Annotated in this window: 21 protein-coding genes and 1 riboswitch; of the genes, 10 read left to right on the top strand and 11 right to left on the bottom strand. The window is 73.6% G+C overall.

Translation table 11 applies throughout. The features are described from left to right. The first annotated feature begins 114 nt into the window (after positions 1-114). Together A6V29_RS11575 and A6V29_RS11570 are read left to right on the top strand one after the other, a co-directional pair. On the top strand, positions 115-477 hold the full coding sequence (locus A6V29_RS11575) for a hypothetical protein (RefSeq protein WP_137160430.1): 363 nt from the start codon (positions 115-117) through the stop codon (positions 475-477). Further along, positions 470-898: a hypothetical protein gene (locus tag A6V29_RS11570; protein WP_137160429.1), complete on the top strand. Its 429-nt coding sequence runs from the start codon at positions 470-472 to the stop codon at positions 896-898. The genes A6V29_RS11575 and A6V29_RS11570 overlap by 8 nt, the downstream gene beginning before the upstream one ends. Before the next feature lie 13 nt (positions 899-911). Here A6V29_RS11570 and A6V29_RS11565 read toward each other — a convergent pair whose 3' ends face one another. Together A6V29_RS11565 and A6V29_RS11560 are read right to left on the bottom strand one after the other, a co-directional pair. Further along, positions 912-1,421 (bottom strand): flavin reductase family protein, encoded by a 510-nt coding sequence (locus A6V29_RS11565; protein ID WP_249933177.1) that lies wholly within the window; start codon positions 1,419-1,421, stop codon positions 912-914. After that, positions 1,418-2,353 carry a hydroxymethylglutaryl-CoA lyase gene (locus A6V29_RS11560; RefSeq protein ID WP_137160428.1) on the bottom strand — a complete coding sequence of 312 codons (936 nt, stop codon included), beginning with the start codon at positions 2,351-2,353 and terminating at the stop codon, positions 1,418-1,420. The genes A6V29_RS11565 and A6V29_RS11560 overlap by 4 nt, the downstream gene beginning before the upstream one ends. Positions 2,354-2,479: 126 nt before the next feature. Between A6V29_RS11560 and A6V29_RS11555 the strand changes: the two genes are divergently transcribed. After that, entirely contained in the window at positions 2,480-3,394 is a 915-nt protein-coding gene (locus A6V29_RS11555) for a diguanylate cyclase domain-containing protein (RefSeq protein WP_249933176.1), read from the top strand. Here A6V29_RS11555 and A6V29_RS21295 read toward each other — a convergent pair. The 3 genes from A6V29_RS21295 to A6V29_RS11540 are packed head-to-tail and all read right to left on the bottom strand — an operon-like array spanning position 3,391 to position 7,004. Further along, on the bottom strand, positions 3,391-4,080 hold the full coding sequence (locus tag A6V29_RS21295; RefSeq protein ID WP_212719296.1) for a hypothetical protein: 690 nt from the start codon (positions 4,078-4,080) through the stop codon (positions 3,391-3,393). The genes A6V29_RS11555 and A6V29_RS21295 overlap by 4 nt on opposite strands. Before the next feature lie 23 nt (positions 4,081-4,103). Beyond that, complete coding sequence (locus A6V29_RS11545; protein ID WP_137160427.1) at positions 4,104-6,353, bottom strand: MMPL family transporter; 2,250 nt, start codon at positions 6,351-6,353, stop codon at positions 4,104-4,106. Between the two features lie 21 nt (positions 6,354-6,374). Next, positions 6,375-7,004, bottom strand: a complete 630-nt coding sequence (locus A6V29_RS11540; protein ID WP_170977840.1) for a TetR/AcrR family transcriptional regulator — start codon at positions 7,002-7,004, stop codon at positions 6,375-6,377. A gap of 503 nt (positions 7,005-7,507) precedes the next feature. Here A6V29_RS11540 and A6V29_RS20945 point away from each other — a divergent pair. Next, on the top strand, positions 7,508-8,005 hold the full coding sequence (locus A6V29_RS20945) for an endonuclease domain-containing protein (RefSeq protein WP_170977839.1): 498 nt from the start codon (positions 7,508-7,510) through the stop codon (positions 8,003-8,005). 31 nt (positions 8,006-8,036) lie between these two features. Here the strand turns inward: A6V29_RS20945 and A6V29_RS11530 are convergent, their stop codons facing one another. The 5 genes from A6V29_RS11530 to A6V29_RS11510 all read right to left on the bottom strand — a co-directional run bounded on the left by A6V29_RS11530 (position 8,037) and on the right by A6V29_RS11510 (position 11,166). Beyond that, positions 8,037-8,372 carry a YnfA family protein gene (locus A6V29_RS11530; RefSeq protein WP_137160424.1) on the bottom strand — a complete coding sequence of 112 codons (336 nt, stop codon included), beginning with the start codon at positions 8,370-8,372 and terminating at the stop codon, positions 8,037-8,039. A 19-nt stretch (positions 8,373-8,391) separates the two neighbouring features. After that, complete coding sequence (locus A6V29_RS11525; protein WP_137160423.1) at positions 8,392-8,799, bottom strand: VOC family protein; 408 nt, start codon at positions 8,797-8,799, stop codon at positions 8,392-8,394. Then, positions 8,796-9,647 (bottom strand): helix-turn-helix domain-containing protein, encoded by an 852-nt coding sequence (locus tag A6V29_RS11520; RefSeq protein WP_137160422.1) that lies wholly within the window; start codon positions 9,645-9,647, stop codon positions 8,796-8,798. The genes A6V29_RS11525 and A6V29_RS11520 overlap by 4 nt, the downstream gene beginning before the upstream one ends. Positions 9,648-9,698: 51 nt before the next feature. Continuing rightward, entirely contained in the window at positions 9,699-10,142 is a 444-nt protein-coding gene (locus tag A6V29_RS11515; RefSeq protein WP_137160421.1) for a DUF4190 domain-containing protein, read from the bottom strand. 133 nt (positions 10,143-10,275) lie between these two features. Then, positions 10,276-11,166 (bottom strand): alpha/beta fold hydrolase, encoded by an 891-nt coding sequence (locus tag A6V29_RS11510; protein WP_137160420.1) that lies wholly within the window; start codon positions 11,164-11,166, stop codon positions 10,276-10,278. A 71-nt stretch (positions 11,167-11,237) separates the two neighbouring features. Between A6V29_RS11510 and A6V29_RS11505 the strand changes: the two genes are divergently transcribed. Then, positions 11,238-12,968 carry a DEAD/DEAH box helicase gene (locus A6V29_RS11505; protein ID WP_137160419.1) on the top strand — a complete coding sequence of 577 codons (1,731 nt, stop codon included), beginning with the start codon at positions 11,238-11,240 and terminating at the stop codon, positions 12,966-12,968. A gap of 80 nt (positions 12,969-13,048) precedes the next feature. Here A6V29_RS11505 and A6V29_RS11500 read toward each other — a convergent pair whose 3' ends face one another. Beyond that, on the bottom strand, positions 13,049-14,080 hold the full coding sequence (locus tag A6V29_RS11500; RefSeq protein WP_137160418.1) for an alcohol dehydrogenase catalytic domain-containing protein: 1,032 nt from the start codon (positions 14,078-14,080) through the stop codon (positions 13,049-13,051). Then, a riboswitch (TPP riboswitch) is annotated at positions 14,075-14,183 on the bottom strand. Its footprint overlaps the gene before it by 6 nt. Positions 14,184-14,259: 76 nt before the next feature. Here A6V29_RS11500 and A6V29_RS11495 point away from each other — a divergent pair. The 5 genes from A6V29_RS11495 to A6V29_RS21290 all read left to right on the top strand — a co-directional run. Then, positions 14,260-15,597 carry a DNA polymerase IV gene (locus A6V29_RS11495; protein ID WP_137160417.1) on the top strand — a complete coding sequence of 446 codons (1,338 nt, stop codon included), beginning with the start codon at positions 14,260-14,262 and terminating at the stop codon, positions 15,595-15,597. Positions 15,598-15,623: 26 nt separating this feature from the next. Continuing rightward, a complete protein-coding gene (locus A6V29_RS11490) occupies positions 15,624-17,183 on the top strand; it encodes an FAD-binding oxidoreductase (RefSeq protein ID WP_137160416.1) in 1,560 nt (519 codons plus the stop codon). A gap of 10 nt (positions 17,184-17,193) precedes the next feature. Continuing rightward, complete coding sequence (locus A6V29_RS11485) at positions 17,194-17,799, top strand: class I SAM-dependent methyltransferase (RefSeq protein ID WP_137160415.1); 606 nt, start codon at positions 17,194-17,196, stop codon at positions 17,797-17,799. 56 nt (positions 17,800-17,855) lie between these two features. After that, positions 17,856-19,376: a type I restriction-modification system subunit M gene (locus A6V29_RS11480; protein WP_137160414.1), complete on the top strand. Its 1,521-nt coding sequence runs from the start codon at positions 17,856-17,858 to the stop codon at positions 19,374-19,376. Beyond that, positions 19,373-19,828, top strand: a 456-nt coding sequence (locus A6V29_RS21290) for a restriction endonuclease subunit S domain-containing protein (RefSeq protein ID WP_212719294.1), incomplete at its 3' end; no start/stop codon positions are given. The genes A6V29_RS11480 and A6V29_RS21290, both read left to right, overlap by 4 nt.

Raw genomic sequence — 19,828 nt, 5'->3', positions numbered from 1 at the left:
GAAGGGTTCCCTAACTAAGTATCGCCTAACCTGCCATACCGGTTCCGGTTGCCGGAAGGGGGTCTCCGAGCCCCCCTGGCGCGGGGGCCTGCAGCGACGCGGGAGGATGACCCCGTGCAGACCCCGCTCGTCGTGGCCATCACCGTGGTCGCGGCCTTCGTCGTCGTGGTGGGGCTGGCCTCGACGCTGGCCCGGCGGCGGATCGGCCTGGTGCACCTGGCCGCGGCCGCCGTCCTCGAGGTGCTTCTGCTGGTGCAGGCGGTGCTCGCCCTCGTGGCCATGGACGACGACACCCCGGCGGACACCCCCACCTTCCTCGGCTACCTGTCCGGGGTCGTGCTGATCCCGGTGGCGGGCGTGCTGTGGGCGCGGACCGAGCTCACCCGCTGGGCCGGCACGGTCCTGGCCGTGGCGGGCGCCGCGACCGGGGTCATGGTGTGGCGGCTGCTCGAGCTCTGGGAGGCCACCGGTGCCTGACGACCGGCTCGTCGGGGCGCCCGCCGCACCCGGCACCGGAACGGGCGCCCGGCGGCTGCTGGTGGCGCTCTACGCGATCTTCGCGCTGGCGGCAGGAGCCCGGGCCGGCGTGCAGATCGGCACGCGCTTCGACGAGGCGCCGGTGGCGTACCTGCTCTCGGCCCTGGCCGCAGCGGTCTACCTGGTCGCGACGATCGCGCTGGTCCGCGGCGGTCGGGCGGGACGGCGGACGGCGCTGGCGGCGATCTGCTTCGAACTGGTGGGCGTGCTGGTCATCGGCGCGGTGTCCCTGGCCATGCCGGATGCCTTCCCGGACGAGACCGTCTGGTCGGGTTTCGGCCGCGGCTACCTGTACATCCCGCTCGTGCTGCCGCTGCTGGGGCTGTTCGTGCTCCGCCGCAGCGGGCCCGCCGACCGCTGACCCCGGCGGACCCTCAGACCTCCGTGCGGAGCAGCCCGTAGGAGCCCCGGTGGAACAGCAGCGGCCGCCGCTCCGCCGAGGCGCCCAGGTCGAGCACCCGGGCGACCGCGATCGTGTGGTCGCCCCCGTCGTACTCGGCCCACAGCTCGCCGTCGATCCAGGCGACGACGTCGTCCAGCACGGGCGCGCCGTGCGGGCTCGGCGTCCACGGGACGCCGGCGAACTTGTCCTCGCCGGACCGCGCGAAGTTCTGCGAGACGTCGTCCTGTCCTTCGGCGAGCACGTTGACGCAGAACCTGCCGAGCTCGCGCAGTCGCGCCCAGGTGCGGGAGGTGCGGGCCGGCGCGAAGGCGATCAGCGGCGGGTCCAGCGACAGCGAGTGGAACGACTGGCAGGTGAAGCCGATCGGGCCCTCGTCGGTGACGGCGGTGATCACGGTGACCCCGGACGCGAAGTGCCCCAGGACGTCCCGCATGAGCCGGGGGTCGACGATGCGGGGGGCGTCCTCCGCGGACCGGCTCACCGGGTCTCCAGAGCCCGCGGGACCGAGCGGCCACCGGCCCGGTAGAGGGAGCTCGGCAGCTGGTGGCCGACGGCCCGCTCGGTGACGCGGGCGGCCGCGAGGACGGCGTCGAGGTCCAGCCCGGTGCGCACGCCCGACTCCTCGAGCATGTAGACCAGCTCCTCGGTCGCGATGTTGCCGCTGGCACCGGGCGCGAACGGGCAGCCGCCCAGGCCGCCGATCGACGCGTCGAGCTGGGTCACGCCGGCCTGGATCGCGGCGAGGGCGTTCGCCTGCCCGGTCCCCCTGGTGTCGTGGAAGTGCACGCCCACCGGGATGCCGGGACACGCGCGGCGGACGGCGTCGAGCAACTGCACGACGCGCAGCGGGGTCGTCGTCCCGATCGTGTCGCCGAGGCACAGCTGGTCGGCACCGGCGGTGACCGCCGCCCGGGCGACGTCGACGGTCCGGGTGATCGGGGTCCGGCCGTCGAAGGGGCAGTCCCAGGCGGTCGCGATGATGACCTCCAGCGAGCCGCCGGCGCCGTGCGCCAGGCCGGCGATCTCCCCGACCCGGCCGACCGCCTCGGCGGTGGTGCACCCGGCGTTGGCGCGGCTGTGGCCGTCGGAGGCCGAGACGACGTACTCCAGGTCGGCCACGCCGGCGTCGACCGCGCGCACCGCGCCCCGGGGGTTGGCCACCAGGGCCGACCAGTGCACCTCGGGCCAGCGCCCCAGCTCGGCGGCGACCTGGTCGGCGTCGGCCAGGGCCGGCACGGCCTTCGGCGAGACGAAGGAGGTCGCCTCGATCCGCCGGACGCCGGTGGCGACGAGCGCCTCGAGCATCTCGAGCTTGGCGTCGAGCGGGACCGGGGCCTCCAGCTGCAGCCCGTCGCGCATGCCCACCTCGCGGACGTCGATCTCCGCGGGCAGGACCAGGTCGAACTCGTTCATGGGGCCTCCTGAGCTCACGTCCCCAGCATCCTCCACCGGTCAGGGGTCCCCCGATGAGGCGACCCGGAACGGTTCCGTGACGTCTGGTGCACCGTTCGTCACCACCGTCGCGCAAGATGGGTGCACGTGACCGAGGCGGGGGATGAGAACGAGGTGGTGGACGTGCATCCCCCTGCTGACCGGCGCAGCGCCTTCTCGAACGCCCCCATGGGGGTCGCGCTGACGACGCCGGACGGGGTGCTGGTCGACGTCAACCCTGCCCTGTGCGAGCTGCTGGGCCGCACCTCCGAGGAGCTCCACGGCATCTCGGTGCACGACCTGATCCACCACGACGTCGCCTCCGCCGCGCGGGAGGCGCATGCCGAGCTCCTCGCCGACCACAGCCGGCCGATGCGGCACGAGACCCGGCTGGTGCGCGCGGACTCCACGGTGGTCCCGGTGCAGCTGACCGCCTCGTGGGTGGAGGAGACGCCCGAGGGGCAGGCGGCCCACCTGGTGATCATCCTCGAGGACATCACCGAGCGGAAGGCGCTCGAGGCGCAGCTGGTGCACCGCTCGCTGCACGACCCCCTCACCGGGCTGCCCAACCGGCTGCTGTTCCAGGACCGGCTGTGGCACGCCCTCGAGCGCGGTCACCGCGAGCGCACGCCCACCTGCGTCCTGATCATGGACCTCGACGGCTTCAAGGCGATCAACGACGAGCTCGGGCACCCGATGGGCGACCTGGTGCTGGTCGCCTTCGCCGACCGGCTCCGCTCGGTGCTGCGGGCGAGCGACACCGCGGCGCGGCTCGGCGGCGACGAGTTCAGCATCGTCTGCGAGAACACCGAGCCGGCCGACGCCGAGGTGCTGGCCGACCGGGTGCGGGCCGCCGTGTCCCAACCCCTCGAGCTCAGCGGGCAGCACGTGTCGATCGGCATCAGCATCGGCATCGGCTCGGCGCCGGGCGGCGAGGACCCGGGCGACGTGCACGAGCGGGTCGTGCGGGCGGCCGACGACGCCATGTACGCCGACAAGAGCCGGCGGCGTCCCAGCCGCTAAGCCGGTCCGGGACCCTGTCCGGCCGTGCTCCAGCCGACGGTCGGACGGGACCTGGCGAAGACGGCGGTGAGCGCCGGCAGCGGCAGCCCCATGATCACGAAGCCGCGGAGGACGTCGACGTCCTCGCCGTAGAGCGCGCCGCTGCCCACCACCAGGATGATCAGCAGCGAAGCGACGGCCACGAGGGCCGAGACGAACAGCAGGTCGACGCCCTGGCGGCGCAGCAGCCGCAACCCGCCGAGGATCAGCCCGGTGGCGCTGAAGGCCCCGGTGAGGAACAGCAGCATCGACACCTCCCCGGCCCCGTCGGCGAGCATGACCAGCAGCGCGCCGAGCGCCACAAAGGCGGTGAGACCGCCGGTCACGAAGCCCAGGACGGCGGCGGTGGTCGCCGACCCGGGCCGCCCCGGACCGTGCGGCCAGGTGGCCGGGCCCGGCTGGTAGCCGTACGGCGCGCCGTAGCCGGGCGGCGGGCCGTAACCGGACGCTGGACCATAGCCGGGCGGCGGGCCGTAGCCCGGGGGAGGGCCGTAGCCGGGCGGCGGCCCGTAACCCGGCGGCGGGCCGTAACCGGGCTGTGGCCCGTAGCCCGGGGGAGGGCCGTAACCGGGCGGTGGACCGGCGGGCGGCGGTCCGGAAGGCGGCGGGCCCTCGTAGCCGGGTTCCTCGTGCGAGCTGCCGTTCACGACCTCAGTCTGCCGGGTGTCGCTCAGCCGGTGGGCGCGCCGACCGGCTCGCGCGTCGTGGGCCGATCCGGCTCGACCGGGCCGAGCCGCGCGCCCTCGACGTCGAGGTCCGGCAGCACCCGGTCCAGCCACCGCGGCAGCCACCAGGCCGAGTGGCCGAGCAGAGCGAGGACGGCGGGCACCAGCGTCATCCGGACCAGGAACGCGTCGACCAGGACGCCGATCGCGAGCCCGAAGGCGACCGCCTTGACCGTGACGTCCTCGATGCTCACGAAGCTCGCGAACACCGAGAACATGATCAGCGCCGCCGCGACGACCACCCGGGAGGTGTGCCGGGCGCCGGTGACCACCGCCTCGCGCGGCTCGGCACCGTGCACGTACGCCTCGCGCATCCGCGAGACCAGGAAGACCTCGTAGTCCATCGCCAGGCCGAAGAGGATCGCCATCAGCATGATCGGCAGGAAGCTGATCACCGGGCCGGTGGCCGGGACGCCGAGCACGTCGGACAGCCAGCCCCACTGGAAGACCGCCACCACCGCGCCGAACGAGGCGGCGACCGAGAGCAGGAACCCGACGGCGGCCTTGATCGGCACCAGCACCGAGCGGAAGACCAGCAGCAGGAGGACCAGCGCGAGCCCGACGACGACGAGCGCGAACGGCAGCAGCGCGTCGGCCAGCCGGTCGGAGATGTCGATCGCGATGGCCGTCTGGCCGGTCACCGCCAGCTCCGTGCCGGTGGCGGCCTCCAGGTCGGCGGCCACGGCACGCAGGTCGGTGACCACGTCGTGGGTCGCCTCGTCCTGCGGGCCGGTCTCCGGGATCACGCTGACCAGCGCCGAGGAGCCGTCGGGCAGCGGGGTGGGCTGGGCGAAGCGGACGCCGTCCACACCGCCCTCGAACTCACCGAGGGTGTCGGTGGGCTCGCCGCCGATCGCGACCGCGATCTCGCCCAGCGCCTGCTCGGCGGTCGCGGGGTCCATGCCCTCCACCAGCACGACGAGCGGCCCGTTGAGGCCCGGGCCGAAGTACTCGCTGACCAGGTCGTAGGCCTGTCGCTGCGGGGTGTCCTCGGCCGCCGCGGAGTTGTCCGGCAGGGCGAGCTCGAGCTGGGGGGCGGGCAGCGCGAGGACGAGGAGGGCGGCCAGCGCCGCCAGCACCGTCACCAGCGGCCGCCGGGTGATCAGCGCCGCCCACCGGGCGCCCAGCGAGCCCCCGGCGCCGTCCTCCCGCGCCGTGGCCTCCTCGCGCCGGGCGGCGCGCGAGCCGGGCTTCGGCGCCAGCCGGGCTCCGGCGAAGCCGAGCAGCGCGGGCAGCAGGGTGAGCGCCACCAGGACGGCGACCAGCACGGTCCCGGCCGCGCCGATGCCCATGACGGTGAGGAAGGGGATGCCGACGACGGCCAGACCCGACAGCGCGACGATCACCGTCAGCCCGGCGAACACCACCGCCGAGCCCGCGGTGCCGACCGCCCGGCCGGCCGACTCCTCGGGGTCCATGCCCGCGGCCAGCTGGGTGCGGTGCCGCGACAGGATGAACAGCGTGTAGTCGATGCCGACGGCCAGGCCGATCATCAGCGCCAGCGTCGGCGCCGTCGACGACAGCGTGATCACGTTGGACACCAGCAGCAGCCCGCCGATGCCGACGGCGATGCCGATCAGCGCGATGAGCAGGTTCATGCCGGCCGCCAGCAGCGAGCCGAAGGTCAGCACGAGGACGAGGACGGCGACGGCGACGCCGATGAACTCCAGCGGGCCCACCGCGACGCCGGTCATGCCGAACGCGTCGCCCCCGACGGCGGTCTCGAGGCCGGCGTCCTCGGCCGGGGCCGTCGTCCCGATCAGCGCGTCGATCGAGCCCTCCTCGAGGAACTCGAGGCTGACGTCGTACTGCACCTGGGCGAGGGCGGCCCGCCCGTCCTCGCTGATCGTCAGCGTGTCGAACGGGCTGGCCACGCTGCCGACCTGCGGCGCCTCGGCGGCCTCGGCCACCGACTCCTCGATGGCCGTCGCGAACTCCGGCTCGAGCACCGTCTGCCCCTCGGGGGCGACGAACACCAGCTGGGCGCCGGCGCCGGCGGCCTCCGGCGACAGCTCCTCGAGCCGGTCCAGGGCGTCCTGCGACGGCGAGCCGGGGATCGTGAACTCGTCGTCGAACGCCCCACCCACGGTGGCCAGCAGGGCGATGACGACGGCGAGCAGGCCCGCCCACACCGCCGTCACGAGGCGACGGCGGCGGAAGGAGGCGCGGCCCAGCCGGGCCAGCAGGTGTGCCATGGGGTGCGGTCTTCTCTCGGATCAGCCGGTGGTGACCGCGCGCAGGACGCGCAGCAGGGCGGTGCGGACGAGGTCGGTGGAGGGCTCGGTGCGCCCGTCGGAGGTGCGGACGACATCGCGGAACGCAAGGCCGTCGTGCAGCGCGACCAGGATGCTGGCGAGCTCGCGGGCCGGGAGGGTGAGTCGCAACCCGGTGCGCGCGAGGGTGTTCTCGATCAGCGCCACCGTCCGGTCGAGCAGGGCGTCCTCGTGCTCGCGCAGCGCGACCGCCGCCTCGGGGTGCCGGGCGGCGTGCAGGGCGAACTCGGCGCGGGCCAGGATCCAGAGGCGGTCGGAGCGGTACACGATCAGGCAGCGCTCGACGGCGGCGGTGACCGGGTCGTCCTCGTGCTCGACGCCGACCAGCTGCTGCTCGGCGAGCGCCAGCTCGCGGCCGGTCTCCCGCGCGAACAGGGCGGCGAACAGCTCGTCCTTGGTGCGGAAGCTCGAGTAGAACGCGCCGCGGGTGAAGCCGCCGCGGCGGCAGATGTCCTCGACGCTGGCGGCGGCGAACCCCAGCTCGGCGAACGTCTCCAGGGCCGCGTCGAGCAGCCGCTCGACGGTCTCGGCGCGGCGCCGCTTGGGGCGGGCCTCCAGGGCGTCCGTGCTCACGATGCAGCACTGTATTGGATACGGCGGTGCATCGGATACACGGATGTACCGGATGTGGCGAACCTCCCGGGGGCAGAAATGGCCATTTCTGCCCCTGTGGACGACGCACACGCCACCCGCGCCGAGTCCACCAAGCTCGGACCGTGCCTGAGCGCCTTCGCCTCCTCCCCGGGGTCTTCGTCGGAAGCCACGCCATCGCCGCTGGGGCGCTGACCGAGAAGCAACTGCGCAGACGCAGTTATCGCCGCCTCGTGCAAGGGGTCTACGCCGATCCCGGCCTCCCGTTCGATCACCGCCTCCGGTGCCGCGGCGTCGCCCTCCTCCTGCCCGCCGGCCTGGCTATCGGCGGTTACTCGGCGGCCGCTTGGTACGGCGCCCCCTTCGCCGCGGCGAGCGACCCGGTCACGGGCGTGCGCCCGCCCGACGTCGAGTGGAAAAGGCCCCGGGGCGTCCGGGTCCACCGCAGCCGGACTCCAGTGCCGGTGGTTCGCGATGCCGACGGCGTGCCGGTGACCTCTGCGCTGCGGACGGCGTGGGACGTGGCCGCGCTGGAATCGCTGGGAACCGCGGTGAGCGCGCTGGACGCCATGGTCCGTGCCGGTTCCGTGGACCAGGCCGCCCTCGACTCGATGGTGCGGTCGGGAGCAGGACGGTGGGGCGTGACCCGCGTGCGACGCGCCGTCGGCCTCATCGATCCTCGTGCCGCGTCACCGCCCGAATCACGCGTCCGGGTGGCCTTGGTCATGGCCGGGCTCCAGCCTGTTCTCCAGTACGAGATCGAGACGCACGAGGGTCTGGTGCACGTCGATCTGGCGTTCCCCGAGGCACGCCTCGCCGTGGAGTACGAGGGGGCCTACCACTTCGAGGAGGACCAGATCGTCCGTGACGATGCGCGGTATGCGCGGCTGCGGAGGGCCGGATGGACGGTGATCCGGCTGAGCGCGGCGGACCTCCGGGACCTCGATGCCGTCGTCGCCCGCATCCGAGCCGCTCTCGCCTAGGGGCAGAAATGGCCATTTCTGCCCCTGGGGGTCAGCCGGCGCGGGGCGCGTACATGATCACCGCGACGCCGACCAGGCACAGCAGCGCACCGGCCACGTCGTACCGGTCCGGCCGGAAGCCGTCGACGGCCATGCCCCAGAGCAGCGAGCCCGCGACGAAGACCCCGCCGTACGCCGCGAGGATCCGACCGAAGTGGGCATCGGGCTGGAGCGTGGCGACGAATCCGTACGCCCCGAGGGCGAGCACGCCGGCACCGATCCACAGCCAGCCGCGGGCTTCGCGCACGCCCTGCCAGATCAGCCAGGCGCCACCGATCTCGGCCAGCGCGGCGAGGACGAACAGGACGATCGAGCGCGAGACTGTCACGCCCGGACCGTAGAGCCGCTCACCGCGGCCGGCGCGGCTCCCCCGCGTAGGTGCCGAACGACCAGCGGTTGCCCTCGGGGTCGCGGGCCGCGAACTCCTGCGAGCCGTAGTCGGTGGTGCTCAGGCCCCGAACCACCGACGCACCGGCAGCGACGGCTCGCGCGTGGACGGCGGCCGGGTCGGCGGTGACCACGTAGATGGCCGCGGTGCCCGGGGTGGCCGGCCACGCGTCGTCCGGGTCGTCCCTGACCGAGCCGAGCATCACCCCGCCGCCCTCGGGCCAGTCGAGCTGGGCGTGGTCGACCCGGTCGCCGTCGCCGTACACGACCGTCTCCTCGAAGCCGAAGGCGTCGACCAGGAAGCGGATGAGGGCGCGGGCATCCCGCGCGCGGAAGGCGGGCCAGACCTGGGGCGATGGTGTCGTCATGGCTCGGAGAGTGCCGCGTCGAGTGCGCGGGTGTCTTGGACGAATCCGAACTCCGCGGCGAGCCAGCGCGTGGGCGGCAGGCCGGTGAACGAGCGCCACTCGCGGGTCAGGTGGGCCTGGTCGGTGAAGCCGCCACCGGCGGCGAGACCGGCCAGGTCGGGCGAGCGGCCGCTCGCGACCCGGCGGGCCAGCGCCCGGCGGGCGACGTCGAACCGGGCCACCCGCGCCGCCTCCTTGGGGCTCAGCCCGGTCTCGCTGCGGAACCGCTGCTCGAGGTGCCGCGGCGACCAGCCCACGCGGCGGGCGACGTCGGCGACGCGGAGCCGGCCGTGGGCCGCCGTCGTCAACCGCCAGGCCTCCGCCACCTCGGGACGCAGGCCGTCGTCCCCCGCCCGGCGGAGCAGCACCTGCTCGAGCGCGGCGAAGCGCGCCGGCCAGTCGGGTGCCGCCCGGACCCGGTCGACCAGGTCACGGGCCGCCTGCCCGAGGACGTCGTCCAGCGGCGCGTCGAGCGAGGCCAGCGCGCCCGCGGGGCAGCCCAGCAGCGCGCGGGCGCCGGCCGGGGTCAGCGAGAGCTGGACCCCGACCTGCCGCCCCGGGTGGACGATCCGCGCCGGCCGGGTGTGCAGGCCACCGACCAGCGCGTCGTAGCGCCCCGGCGCCTGGTCGGGATCGGGGTGCGCGGCCAGTTCGATGGGCTCGTCGAGCGGGACGACGACGGTCAGGAACGGCGAGGGCAGGCCCAGGTGCTCGCCGGGCGGCAGCCCCTCGTGCCGGTAGCCGACCGCCGCGGCGACGTACGGGCGCAGGGCCGGGTGGACCCGGTGCACCACCGACTCCTGCCGCATGCCGGCATCGTCACAGCCCCGCGCGGCCGTGTCACGGGGCGGACGGCGGGTTCACCACCCGGTGGACGACGCCGAGGCGATCCCGAGCACGATGAACAGCACCAGGAAGCCGATGCCGATCCAGCCGAGCACGATGCCCGCCGTGGCCATGCCGCCGCCGGTCTCGTTCCGCTCCTGGATCTGCCGCTTGGCGATGTAGCCGAAGATCAGCGCCAGGATGCTGCCGATCCAGTAGAGCCACAGGATGCCGAGCACCAGCGAGGCGATCGCCATGCCGTTCGTGCGCTGCGGCGGGAGGTAGCCGTACGGATAACCGCCGTAGGGCTGCCCGTAGCCCTGCGGGTATCCCGCGGGCGGGCCGTAGGGGCCCGGCTGGCCGGGCAGCTGGTCGGGTGCCTGGCCGGGTGCCTGGCCGTAGCCACCCGGCTGGCCGTATCCGCCCGGCTGGCGGTAGGGGTCGCCGTTGCCGGGCTCGTGCGGACCGGGCTGGGTCATCGGGTCGCTCCTGCTCGCTGCGCGGCTCGCGCGGGACGTCGTCGGTGGTCGCGCCCATCCTGACGGCCCGCCGCCGCGGTACCGGTCCGACGCGCTGCGCCACTACCCGGACGGGGCAGCTGCGACGCGCGGGTCAGGCCACCGCCTGGGAGAGGAACCAGCGCACTGTCCGGAGGAAGACCTCCGGCTGCTCGGAGTGCACCCAGTGCCCGGCGTCCTTGACCCGCACCAGCCGCGTGGCCGGGAAGAGCTCGTCCATCCGCGACCGGTCCTCGGGGAGCACGTAGTGGGAGTTCGCGCCGGCGATCCACAGCACGGGCCCGTCGAAGGTGGCGCCCGGCGGGGGCTCGGGGAAGCCGCGCAGCTCCTCCAGGTCCCGGCCGAGCACGTCGAGGTTCAGCCGCCAGCGCCATCGGGCGTCGCTGCCCGAGCCCTCGCGCACCAGGCTCTGCAGCAGGAAGCTGCGCACCATCCGGCTCGGGACGGCGGGCTTCAGCGCGTCGTCCGCGTCCTGGCGGGTCTCCAGCGCGTCGAGGTCCATCGCCTTCATCGCCGCGATGAAGGCGCCGAAGGGCGAGGCCTCCTCGTCGGCGTCGTCGGTCCGGCCGCCCTCGACCGGGTACTCCACCGGAGCGATGTCGACGACGACCAGGGCGCGCAGCAGCTCCGGGCGGCGCAGCGCCAGCGTCATCGCCACCTTGCCCCCCATCGAGTGGCCGACCAGCGTCACCGGCTCGCCGAGCCCGGTGAGCTCGGCGGCCACGACCTCCGCCATGTCCACGTAGTCGACCCGGTCGGTCCACGGCGAGCTGCCGTGGTTGGGCAGGTCCAGCAGGGTGACCCGGTACCTGTCGGCCAGCCCCTTGGCCGCGGACGTCCAGTTCTTGCCCTGACCGAAGAGGCCGTGCAGGAACACCACCCGCGGGCCGCTCTCGCCCAGGGTGCGACCGTGCAGCTCGACGTCGTCCACCCGCCCATCCCACCAGCCCGGCGCCGCGCCGGCTGCTCGGACCGTCCGCGACATCCGGTCGGCGTGCCCCGGGAACGTCGGCGGCGCCGCCTACCGTGCCCGGGGACGAAGGGGAGAACACACGCATGCCAGGACGACGCCGGCGCAGCGCGACGGGCGGCCGCAGCACGACGACGCGCACGCCTACCGCGACACCGCGGAAGCGGGCGTCCGCCCGACCGAGCAAGGCGACCCCCGAGCTGCCGGTGGCCGGACCGGGTGAGCGGGTGTGGGTGCTGGCCGTGCCGTTCCGGGCCCCTGCGCCGGGTGCGGTGTGGCATCCCGCCCTGCAGGCGCACGTGTGGGTCGGCCGCGAGCTGCCGGCCGAGCTGGCTCCCTACGACCCGCCCGCCTACAGCCTGGAGCGGTTCCTCGAGGACGAGCTGAACGAGACGCCGCGGCCGCTGCCCGTCACCCCGGCGCTGGTGCCGCGCGAGCTGCAGGAGACCGGCGCCGGCACGGTGGCGGCACACGCCTCGGCCGGCGGGCGGGTGTTCCTGCTGGGTGACGATCCCGGCGTCGGCAAGACGGGGACGGCGATCCTCGCGGTGCACGAGATCGCCGCACATCGGCCGGTTCGCACCGTGCTGGTCATCGCCGACCGGCCGGCCGCGATCACCATCCCGCACTGGGCACGGTCCATCGCCGGGTTCGGTGACAGCGGCCTGCGCTGGTGCGTCACCACGTGGGACCGGCTCGGCAAGATCGCCGCGCTGCGCTTCGACGTCGTCGTCGCCGACGAGGCGCACATGGTCCGGCACACGACGACGCAGCGCTGGAAGCACTGGAAGGCGGTCTCCGGCGCCGCGCGGGTGAAGGACGCGCCGTATGTGCTCGCGGCAACGGCGACGCCCGCGCACACCCCGCTGGAGCTGCCGTACCTGGCGCCGGAGTTCGCCTCCCAGCACGGGGAGTCGATCAGGGAGTGGGCCGACCTGCCCAAGGCGCTGGAGCGGCACGGGTTCCACGTGGAACGAGGGCGCTACGGCTGGCAGTGGACCGAGGACCCCGACGCCCGCCGCGCCGACCTGGCCAGGCTGCAGTCGTGGCTGGCCGACGCCGATCCGCCGGCGACGCTGCACCGGCCGGCGCCGTGGGGGCCGGTCTCGGTGACGGGGACACCGGTCCTGCTGTCGCCGACGGAGCGAGCGTCCTACGAAGCCGAGTGGTCGGAGTTCCGGGCGGAGATGCAGCTCGCCCGGCGGGGTCGGCAGACCGCGCGCGGCCGGGCGGCGCTACTCCGGTTCCGGCAGAAGGCCGGGCTCATCCGGGTGCAGGCCACGGTCGACTGGATCAAGGCGCAGGTCGAGGCGGAGCGGCAGGTCGCGGTGTCGGTCGAGTTCGTGGAGACCGCCGCCGACCCGATCCGCGAGGCCCTACTGGAGGCCGGCATCCCGGTCACCGGCATCTACGGCCGCGACAGGTTCGACGTCGAGGCCGAGCGGCTGCGCTTCCAGCGGGGCGAGGCGATGGTCTGCGTGTTCACCGTGACCGCGTCGATCAGCCTGCACGCCGGCGAGCTGCTGCCCGACGGCTCGCACGCCTCGGAGCTGCCCCGGGTGGGGCTGTTCCACCAGCCGCGGTTCTCCGGCATCCAGGCCCGGCAGGTGACGGGTCGGACGCACCGCGACGGGAAGACCTCGCCGTGGCGGATCGCGTTCGCCGCCGACACCGTGGAGGAGCAGGTCGCGAAGGTGATGGTGGAGCGGCTGGCGGTGAGCGGCTCGACCGCGGGCGCCGACACCTCGGCGCTGCGGGAGATCGCCGAACTCCTCGACGCCGACTGGCTGCCCGGCACGGCCCTCGTCGAGGCCTGAGCCGCCCGTCGCCAGGGCGCTCGACACCATCTGCGGCGCGACCCGGTCGACGGACCCGTGGGCACCGCTCGGGACGGCGCTCAGCGGGCGCTGACGCCTCCCGGCAGGAGCGCCGCCCGGCCCAGCACCCGACCGGCCCGCAGGTCCTCGAGCGCCGTGCCGGCCTCCTCGAGCGGGTACTCGACGACCGTCGTGCGCAACCGGCCGCGCGCCGCCAGGTCCAGCGCCGCGACCAGTTCCGAACGCCGGTTGCCGACCGAGGTGACGATCCGCTGCTCGGGCACGACGAGGGACAGCGGCGTGATCTCCACGGTGTCGAAGCTGTAGCCCACGTACACCAGCGTTCCGCGCTTGCCGAGAGCGGCCAGCGCGGCGGCGCCCGTCTCCCGGGTGCCCACCAGCTCGAATACCACGTCGGCGCCGGCCCCGTCGGTGACCTGCCGGATCTGGACCGCGACGTCCTCCTTCGAGGCGTCCACCGTCGCCACCGCCCCGAGCTCGCGCGCCAGCGCCAGGCGCTCGGGGTTGCGAGCCACGGCGATCGGCCGGGCTCCGGCCTCCCGCAGCACCTGCACCATCGCCAGGCCGACTCCGCCGGTGCCGTAGACGACCGCGGAGTCCCCCGGCCGCACGCCGGACACGTCGACCGCGTGCAGCGCGGTCGTGGCGCTGCAGCACAGGACGGCAGCGACCGAGAGGTCCAGTCCCTCGGGCACCGGCACGACGGCGGACGCCGGCACGACGATCCGATCGGCGAAACCGCCATCGGTGACGAAGGCGAGGAAGCCCAGCGGCGCATCGCACAGGTGGTCGTCGCCGGCCAGGCACCAGCGGCAGCGGTGGCAGGCGTGCAGGTAGTGCACGGCGACGCGGTCCCCCACCGCCACGCCCTCCACCTCGGCGCCCGTCTCCGCGACCACTCCCGCGACCTCGTGGCCCAGCGTGAGCGGCGTGCTGGCAGGGGTCAGCAGCCCGTCGAGGAAATGCAGCTCGGTCCCGCACACACCTGCCGCCGCCACGTCGATGAGGACGTGACCGGGCCCGGGACGCGGCTCCTCGACCTCGTCGACGACCAGTGGCTCGCCCTGCCCGTGGAATCGGACCGCACGCATCTTCTACTGCCTCCCTACGCCGGCATGACCCGGACAGGTTCGAACGGTCGGCGGCCGCAGCCGTCCTCTCAGCCCATTGCGATGGGCTCCCGCGGTACGGCGCACACGCTAGCTGGCGGGCAACGAGCGGCTCCACCCGGCTCGGCCGATGCGGAGCGCTCCTGGTCGACAATGGACGAGTGAGGCGGGAGGCGAGTGTGCTGCACCTCGACCTCGACGCCTTCTTCGCCGCGGTCGAGCAGCGCGACAAGCCCTCGTTGCGCGGGCGGCCGGTCGTCGTGGGCGGCGTGGGTGGGCGCGGCGTCGTCGCCACGGCGTCGTACGAGGCGCGCGCCTACGGTGCGCGGTCGGCCATGTCCACGGCCGAGGCCCGCAAGCGCTGTCCCCCGGGGACGGCGTTCCTCGGCGGCCGGTTCGCCGCCTACCGGCGTACCTCCGACGTCGTCATGGCGCTGCTGCGCGACCTGTCCCCGCTGGTCGAGCCGGTGTCGATCGACGAGGCCTACGTCGACCTCGCCGCCGGCGGGCACGACCTGTCCGTCGACGGCGTCACCGAGCTGGCCCGAGGCCTCAAGGCCCGCATCGCCGAGGCGACCGGGGGAGTGACCGGCTCGGTCGGCATCGGCTCGTCGAAGCTCATGGCGAAGATCGGTTCGGACCTGCAGAAGCCGGACGGCCTGGTCGTCGTCCCACCGGGCTCGGAGCTGGAGGTCCTGCACCCGCTGCCGGTGACCCGGCTGGGCGGCGTGGGGCCGGCGACCGCCGCCCGGCTGCACCAGGTCGGCGTGAAGACGGTCGGCGACCTCGCCGCCAAGTCGCTGGCCGACCTGGTGGCGCTGGCCGGGAAGGCGCACGGAGCCGGGCTCTACGCCCTGGCGCGCGCGGAGGACGACCGGGCGGTGGTGCCCGACCGCGAGGCGAAGTCGGTGTCGCACGAGGAGACCTTCGAGCGCGACCTCACCGACCTCGACGTCCTGAACCGCGAGATCGACTCGATGGCCGGCCGGGTGGGGGAGCGGCTGCGGAGGACGGCGGTCTCCGGGCGCACGGTCACCCTCAAACTGCGCCGGTACGACTTCACGACGATGACCCGCTCGCAGACGCTGGCGCAGCCGACCGACGACCCCCGGCTGATCGCGGCGACGGCGCGGCGGCTGCTCGCCGAGGCCGGGACGCAGGGCGGGCTCCGGCTGCTCGGCGTCGGGGTGTCCGGACTGTCGGTCTTCGCCCAGGGCGACCTGTTCGCCGAGGACATCCTCGCCGGAGAGGGGGAGCCGTCCGCCGACGAGCCGGCCGACGCGGAGCCGGCCGTGCTCGCCGAGCCGCCGCCGACCGAGCGCCTCTGGTGGCCCGGGCAGGACGTGCGACACGAGGAGTTCGGTGCCGGCTGGGTGTGGGGCCGGGGCCTCGGCCGGGTCACGGTGCGCTTCGAGGGTCCGCGGACCGCGCCCGGGCCGGTGCGCACGCTCGCCGCCGACGACCCGCTGCTCCAGCTGGCCGACCCACCCGACTGGTGAGCGGCCCGTGGGGCAGACTGCGCCGGATGACGAACCGTTCCTGGTGGGGCTGGGGTACGACCGACAAGGCGCTGACCGACGAGGAGTGCATCGCCCGGGCGGCGGCGATCCCAGGTCTGCCGGAGCGACCACGACCGGTGCCGCGGCTCGCCGACCTGGAGCTGCCGAGCTCCCGCGTCGCCCCGCCACCCGGCCTGCCGGTCACCAGCGATCCGGCGGACCGCGCCGCCCACACGTTCGGCAAGGCCTACCGCGACGTCGTACGGGCGCTGTCCGGGGACCTGTCCGGAGCTCCGGACGCGGTGGCCCGACCTGCCGACGAGGACGACGTCGTCCGGCTGCTGGACTGGGCGTCGTCGGCCGGTGTGGTCGTCGTGCCGTTCGGCGGTGGCAGCTCGGTGGTGGGCGGTGTCGAGTACCGCGGGGACCGGCCGTGGATGTCGATGGACCTCACCGCCCTCGACCGGGTGTTGGAGATCGACCCGGTGAGCCGGGCCGCGCGAATCCAGGGCGGCGCGCTGGGGCCGGTGCTGGAGGAGCAGTTGCGCCCGCACGGCCTCACGCTGCGGCACTTCCCGCAGAGCTTCGAGTTCTCCACGCTCGGCGGCTGGCTGGCCACCCGCGCCGGTGGGCACTTCGCGACGCTGTACACCCACATCGACGACCTGGTCGAGTCGATGCGGGTGGTCACGCCGGTGGGCGTGAGCGAGTCGTGGCGGCTGCCGGGCTCGGGCGCCGGCCCCTCGCCCGACCGGATGTTCCTCGGCTCGGAGGGCACGCTCGGCGTCATCACCGAGGCGTGGATGCGGTTGCAGGACCGCCCGCGCTTCAAGGCGTCGGCGTCGGCGTCGTTCCCGGACATGACCAGTGCACTCGCCGCCGTCCGCACCATCGCGCAGGCGGGGCTGCACCCGGCCAACTGCCGGCTGCTCGACGCCGGTGAGGCGGCCACCTCGGGCGCCTCGACGTCCGGCGACTGCGTCCTCGTGCTGGGCGTCGAGTCCGCGGTGCACCCGGTGGAGGCGCGGCTGGCCGAGCTCACCGACCTGGCCCGCGACGCCGGCGGAGTGGTGGCCGAACGCGCCGAGGGCCCGCGGGACGCCGCCGCCGACGCGTGGCGGTCCTCGTTCCTCCGCGCGCCGTACGGCCGCGACGGGCTGGCGCGGATGAGCGCCGTCGTCGAGACCTTCGAGACCGCCTGCACCTGGGACCGCGTCGACGAGCTGTACGCGACGGTGCGCGAGGAGGTGGGTACCGCGGTCCGGGAGGTGACCGGCGCCCCCGGACTGGTCAACTGCCGGCTCACGCACGTCTACCCCGACGGCCCGGCGCCGTACTTCACGGTGGTCGGCGTCGGGCGGCCCGGCTCCGAGGTGGCCATGTGGGACGACGTGAAGACGGCGGCGATGGAGGTGCTGGGCCGCCTGGGCGGAACCGTCACCCACCACCACGCCGTCGGCCGCGACCACCGGCCCGGCTACGACCGCCAGCGCCCGGAGCCCTTCGCCACCGGGCTGCGCGCGGTCAAGCGAGCGCTCGACCCGGCCGGCGTCCTCAACCCGGGCGTGCTCGTCGATCCCGTGTAGAACTGCGGACGTGACCGAGCAGAGCGCGTGGACCCGGCTGACGGAGGAGAACCCGGAGCACTCGATCGCCTACATCCAGCGCTTCAGGGATCTCGCCGCCGCCGGCCACGACCTGGTGGGGGAGGCGCGCCTGGTGGACGCGATGCTGCCCCGCGGCTCCCGCGTGCTCGACGCCGGCTCCGGCACCGGGCGGCACGCCGGCTACCTGGCCGCCGCCGGGCACGAGGTGGTGGGTGTCGACGGCGACCCGGTGCTCGTCGCCGCCGCTCCCACGGAGAACCCGGGACCCCGGTACTTGGCCAGCGACCTGGCCGAGCTCGACCTGCCGGCGGCAGGGGTCCCCGAGCCGTTCGACCTGATCATGTGCGCCGGCAACGTGGTGACCTTCCTGGCGCCGTCGACCCGCATCGAGGTGCTGCGCCGGCTGCGGGCGCACATCGCCGCCGACGGCCGCGCGGTGATCGGGTTCGGGGCGGGCCGGGGCTACGAGTTCGACGAGTTCCTGGCCGATGCGCGGACCGCCGGGTGGACGCCTGACCTGCTGCTGTCCACCTGGGACCTGCGGCCGTTCACCGACGACGCCGACTTCCTGGTCGCGGTCCTCCGCCCCGCCTGAGGGCGGCGCGGCGTCGGCGCGCCGGGGCTCCCTTCGTTGCTGGCTAGTCTCGGCGGGTGCTGACCGGGGCCTTCAAGAACCAGATCGACCGCGTGTGGGACGCCTTCTGGTCGGGCGGGATCGCCAACCCGCTCGAGGTGATCGAGCAGATCACCTACCTGCTGTTCATCCGCCGGCTCGACGACATTCAGACGCGCGAGGAGAACAAGGCCCGGCGCACCGGTGCCACCGTCGCGCAGCGGTTCTTCCCCGCAGGGGACGGCGACGAACTGCGCTGGTCGCGGTTCAAGAACACCGGCCCTGAGTCGATGTTCGAGACAGTCAGCCACGGTGTGTTCCCGCTGTTGCGCACCCTCGGAGGCGAGGGCTCGACGTACGCGCACCACATGAAGGACGCCCGCTTCACCATCCCGACGCCGGCGCTGCTGGCGCGTGTGGTGGATCTGCTCGACGACGTCCCGATGGCCGACCGGGACACCAACGGCGACCTGTACGAGTACATGCTCGGCAAGATCGCAACTGCCGGGCACAACGGCCAGTTCCGGACACCGCGGCACATCATCCAGCTAATGGTCGAGATGATGGCGCCGACGCCGGCCGACGAGATCTGCGACCCCGCCTGTGGCACCGCCGGCTTCCTCGTGGCCGCCGCCGAGTACGTGCGGCGCGAGCACCCGGGGTCGATGGTCGATGCCGCGCAGAACAAGCACTTCAACAACAGCATGTTCCACGGCTATGACTTCGACTCCGTGATGCTGCGCATCGGCAGCATGAACATGCTGCTGCACGGGGTCGAGCAGCCCGATATCCGTTATCGCGACTCGCTCTCGGACGGCGCCCGCGACGAGGCCGACGAATACTCGCTGATCTTGGCCAATCCACCGTTCGCGGGGTCGCTCGACTACGAGTCGGTGGCCAAGGACCTGCAGCGCATGGTCAAGACCAAGAAGACCGAGCTGCTGTTCCTGGCGCTGTTCCTGCGGCTGCTGCGCACCGGTGGGCGGGCGGCGGTGATTGTTCCGGACGGTGTGCTCTTCGGGTCGAGCAAGGCGCACAAGGAGCTGCGCCGCACCCTCGTCGAGGACCACAAGCTCGATGGCATCGTGAAGCTGCCCAGCGGGGTGTTCAAGCCCTATGCCGGGGTGTCGACGGCGATCCTGATGTTCACCAAGACCGGCGTCGGTGGCACGGACGATGTCTGGTTCTACGAGGTGACCGCCGACGGCTGGTCGCTCGACGACAAGCGCGCGCCGCTGCTGGACGCCGACAAGCTCGGCCCACGCCCCGCGGCGCCCCTCTCGGACGACGAGCACGTCAAGAACAACCTGCCCGACGCGCTAGCCCGGTGGTTCGAGCGAGACGGCGACGAGAAGAAGCGCGAGCGCACCGAACAGAGCTTCTGCGTACCAAAGGCGGACATCGCGGCGGCCGGCTACGACCTCTCGCTGAACCGCTACAAGGAAGTGGTGCACGAGGAGGTCGAGCACCGCCCGCCCCTGGAGATTGTCGCCGAGCTGGAAACGCTGGAGGACGAGATTACAAAGGGCCTCGCCGACCTCAAGACGTTGATCAAGTGATCCGTACTCGTCGGCTTAGCGAGCTGCTTACCGAGGCCAAGCCTGGGTTCGCGACCGGAGAACAGTCGGAGGACGGCGTCTTTCAGGTCCGGATGAACAACGTCACCGCGGGCGGGGCTTGGGACCTGACGAAGCGCCGTCGTGTTCCGCCCCCGGTTGGCGGTGGGGCCGCGTTCGCCTTGCGGCCGGGCGATGTGCTCTTCAACGCGACGAACAGTCCAGATCTCGTAGGCAAGACCGCCCTCGTGAACGACCTGGGCGAGCCGGCGGTTTACAGCAACCACTTCCTTCGGCTCCGGACCGAAGCAACACAACTCGACCCTGCCTACCTTGCCCGCTGGCTCCAGCACCAGTTCAGCCGCGGAGTGTTCCGCGGCCTCAGCAGGCAATGGGTGAATCAAGCGGCTGTCGGGCGAGAACGACTGCTTGCACTAGATGTACTGCCCAGAGAC

This window comes from Blastococcus sp. CCUG 61487 (assembly GCF_005222955.1).
Taxonomy (GTDB): Bacteria; Actinomycetota; Actinomycetes; order Mycobacteriales; family Geodermatophilaceae; genus Blastococcus.
This window is presented reverse-complemented; position numbering and strand designations above follow the sequence as displayed.